Source organism: Streptomyces sp. NPDC056948, assembly GCF_042674225.1.
In the GTDB taxonomy this organism is placed as follows: domain Bacteria; phylum Actinomycetota; class Actinomycetes; order Streptomycetales; family Streptomycetaceae; genus Streptomyces; species Streptomyces purpurascens.
The window spans coordinates 1-3,416 of sequence record NZ_JBHUQX010000650.1 but is presented as its reverse complement, the minus strand read 5'-3'; the positions used below and the strand labels follow the sequence as shown (position 1 = coordinate 3,416).

General features: G+C 71.1%; 4 protein-coding genes. All 4 read left to right on the top strand.

Going from position 1 to position 3,416, the window contains the following annotated elements:
• Positions 1–849 (top strand): acetate--CoA ligase family protein (locus ACFTZL_RS42885; RefSeq protein WP_382595440.1); only part of this gene is annotated, 849 nt, incomplete at its 5' end.
• Positions 850–868: 19 nt separating this feature from the next.
• Entirely contained in the window at positions 869–2,041 is a 1,173-nt protein-coding gene (locus ACFTZL_RS42880; RefSeq protein WP_382595437.1) for an acyl-CoA dehydrogenase family protein, read from the top strand.
• Between the two features lie 37 nt (positions 2,042–2,078).
• Positions 2,079–3,251 (top strand): acyl-CoA dehydrogenase family protein, encoded by a 1,173-nt coding sequence (locus ACFTZL_RS42875; protein WP_382595434.1) that lies wholly within the window; start codon positions 2,079–2,081, stop codon positions 3,249–3,251.
• A 34-nt stretch (positions 3,252–3,285) separates the two neighbouring features.
• A partial coding sequence (locus tag ACFTZL_RS42870) for a 3-hydroxyacyl-CoA dehydrogenase NAD-binding domain-containing protein (RefSeq protein WP_382595443.1) occupies positions 3,286–3,416 on the top strand: 131 nt, incomplete at its 3' end.

Here is a 3,416-nt window from a genome sequence, read left to right as displayed (position 1 = left end):
GAACAGGAGGCCGCCCGCCTCATCGCCGCCCGGCACCGCGCCACCGCCAAACCCATCGTGGTGCAGTCGATGTACCCCGAGTCCCCGAGCTGCCGCACGCTCGCCGCCGCCGGCATACCGGTCTTCGCCGCCACCGAGGACGCGGCCCGCGCCCTCGCCGCGACGGCTCCCGCCGGACAGCGCACCGGGATCACACCTCTTCCCCGGCCGGCATCCCCGCTGCGCGAGAGCGGCTACCTGGAGACCCGCAAAGCCCTGGAGGAAGCCGGACTGGCCTTCCCCGCCGCCCGTGAGGTCCACGACGAGGCCGAACTCCTGGCCATAGCTGAGGAGTTCGGAGGGCCGTACGTCCTCAAGGCGCTCCACCTCCTGCACAAGTCCGACGCCGGGGGAGTGGCGCTCGGCCTGGCCGGACCCGGCGAACTGCTCGCCGCCTTCCGCGAGATGCACGCCCGGCTCGGCGCCTCCTCCTACTCCGTGGAGGCCATGGCCGACCTGACCGACGGCATCGAGCTGATCGTGGGCGTCAACCAGGACCCGCGCTTCGGCCCCGTCGCCATGGTGGGCCTGGGCGGAGTGTTGGCGGAGGCACTGCACGACGTCGCCTTCACCCTCGCCCCCGTGTCCGCCGACCGGGCCGAGAGCCTGCTGCGCGGACTGCGCACCGCCGCCCTGCTCGACGGGGTGCGGGGCAAGCCGCCCGTCGACGTCGTCGCCGCCGCGAAAGCCGTCGAGACGATCACGGCCTTCGCCGCCGCCCACCCGGAGATCGCCGAGATCGAGGTCAACCCCCTTCTCGTACGCCCCGACGGCGTGCTCGCCCTCGACTCCCGAGCCGTACTCGCCTGACCCACTGGAAGAGGCCCCCATGGACATGCGCTACACCCCCGAGCAGGCCGACCTGAAGCGTCGCGCCGCCGACTACGCACGGCTGCTCATGCGGTACGAGGACCAGTCCGAGCAGGCCGGCGGACCCCTGCCGCAGCAGCTCGTGACCGAACTGACCCGGGCCGCCATGGACGCCGGCGTCTACGCCATCAACATGCCCGCCGAGTGGGGCGGCGCCGGACTCAGCCTCCTCGACCAGGTCATCGTCGAGGAGGAATTCGGGAAGGTCACCAACTGTCTGTGGGACATCCCCTGGCGGCCCGCCAACGTCCTGGCCTACGGCGACGAGCGGCAGCGCGAGAAGTATCTGCTGCCGGTGATCCGCGCGGAGAAGTTCGACGCGTTCGCCGTCACCGAGCCGGGCGCGGGATCCGACCCGTCCTCCGGCACCTCCACGGCCGACCGCACCGACGGCGGCTGGGTGCTCAACGGCGAGAAGTGGTTCGTGACCTGCGGCGACATCGCCGACTTCCTGCTGGTGCAGGCGGACGCGGGCCCCGAGCGGCAGCCCACGCTGTTCTTCGTGGACCGGGCCGCGCCCGGCGTCGAGATGACGCGGATCCCGCACTTCATGCACTCCGCCGTCAACGGGCATCCCGAGTTCACCTTCACCGATGTCTTCGTGGCCGACGAGGACGTGCTCGGCGGCGTGGGCAACGGCTACGAGCTCACCAAGGAATGGTTCACCGACGAACGCCTGATGATCGCGGCCCGTACCGTCGGCGCGGCCGAGCGTGCTCTTCGACTCGCCCGTGACTGGGCCGTGGAGCGTGAGCAGTTCGGGGCGCCCATCGCCTCGTACCAGCTCATCCAGGGCATGCTCGCCGACTGCGCCGTGGACATCGCCGTCAACCGGGCCTACACCCACCAGGTCGCCTGGGAGGCCGACCAGCCGGGCACCGACCGCAAGACGCTGCACGCCAAGGCCTCCACCGCCAAGCTCGCCGCCAGCGAGGCCGCCGGCCGGGTCGCCGACCGCTGTCTGCAGATCTTCGGCGGCCGGGGCTACGACCGCACCTATCCCGTCGAGCGCATGTACCGAGAGCTGCGCGTCGACCGGATCTGGGAGGGCACCTCCGAGATCCAGCGGCTGATCATCGCCAACGAACTCATCAAGCGCGGCACGCGCGCCCTTGCCCTGCCCACGCCCTGACTCCCTGCCTTCATCACCTTCATCAGCGAGGACTCCCATGGACTTCCGCCTCACCCCGCGCCAGGTTCAGCTCAAGGCCGACGCGCGTGCCCTCACCGACTTCATCGCCACGTACGAGACCCAGTGCGAGGAGGACAACGGCCTGCCCGCCGACGCGCACGCCAAGGTCCGTGACGCCGTCCTCGACGCCGGACTCCAGGCCGTCAACATGCCCGCCGAGTGGGGCGGCGCCGGACTCACCATCGCCGAGCAGGCCACCGTGCAGGAGGAACTGGGGCGGCTCACCGGCGCCCTGTGGGACATGGTGTGGCGGCCCGCCAACGCGCTGCGCTTCTGCACTCCCGAGCAGCGTGAGCGGTTCCTGATCCCGGTGATCAACGGTGAGCGGCGCGACTGCTACGCCGTCACCGAGCCCGGCGCCGGGTCCGACCCGCAGAACCTCGCCACCACCGCCACCAAGAACGGCCAGGGCTGGGTGCTCAACGGCGAGAAGTGGTTCGTGACCGTCGGCGACCACGCCGACTTCATGATCGTGCTCGCGGCGGCGGGCCCGGAGGGCGCACCCACCCTCTTCCTCGTCGACAAGGACACCCCCGGCATCGAGATGACGCGCGTCCCGCGCTGGATGCACACCTTCGTGTACGAGCACCCCGAGTTCACCTTCACCGACGTCCAGGTCGGCGAGGACGCCGTCCTCGGCGGCGTCGGCGAGGGCTACGACATCACGCGCTCCTGGTTCACCGAGGAGCGCCTGATGATCGCGGCCCGCACGATCGGGGCGGCAGAGCGCGCGTTGGAACTGTCCCGTGACTGGGCCGTGGAGCGGGAGCAGTTCGGGGCGCCGATCTCCTCGTACCAGCTGATCCAGGGGATGCTCGCCGACTGCGCCGTGGACATCGCCGTCAACCGGGCCTACACCCACCAGGTCGCCTGGGAGATCGACCAGGCCTCGGCCGAGGACCGCAAGACCCTGCACGCCAAGGCGGCCATCGCCAAGCTCTCGGCGAGCGAGGCCTCGGGCCGGGTGATCGACCGGTGCCTCCAGATCCACGGCGGGCGCGGCTACGACCGCTCGTACGCCGTCGAACGGCTCTACCGCGAGCTGCGCGTGGACCGCATCTGGGAGGGCACCTCCGAGATCCAGCGGCTGATCATCGCCAACGAACTCATCAAGCGCGGCTCGGGGGTTCTGGACCTGCCCAGCGCGTGACCCGCACCGCCGCGGACCAGAGAGAGGGATACGGATGACCGACATCAAGCGCGTGGGAGTCGTCGGCTGCGGGCTGATGGGCGCCGGCATCGCCGAGGTCTGCGCACGGGCCGACGTAGCGGTCACGGTCGTCGAGCGCGACGCGGAGGCGGCCCGGGCCGGCCG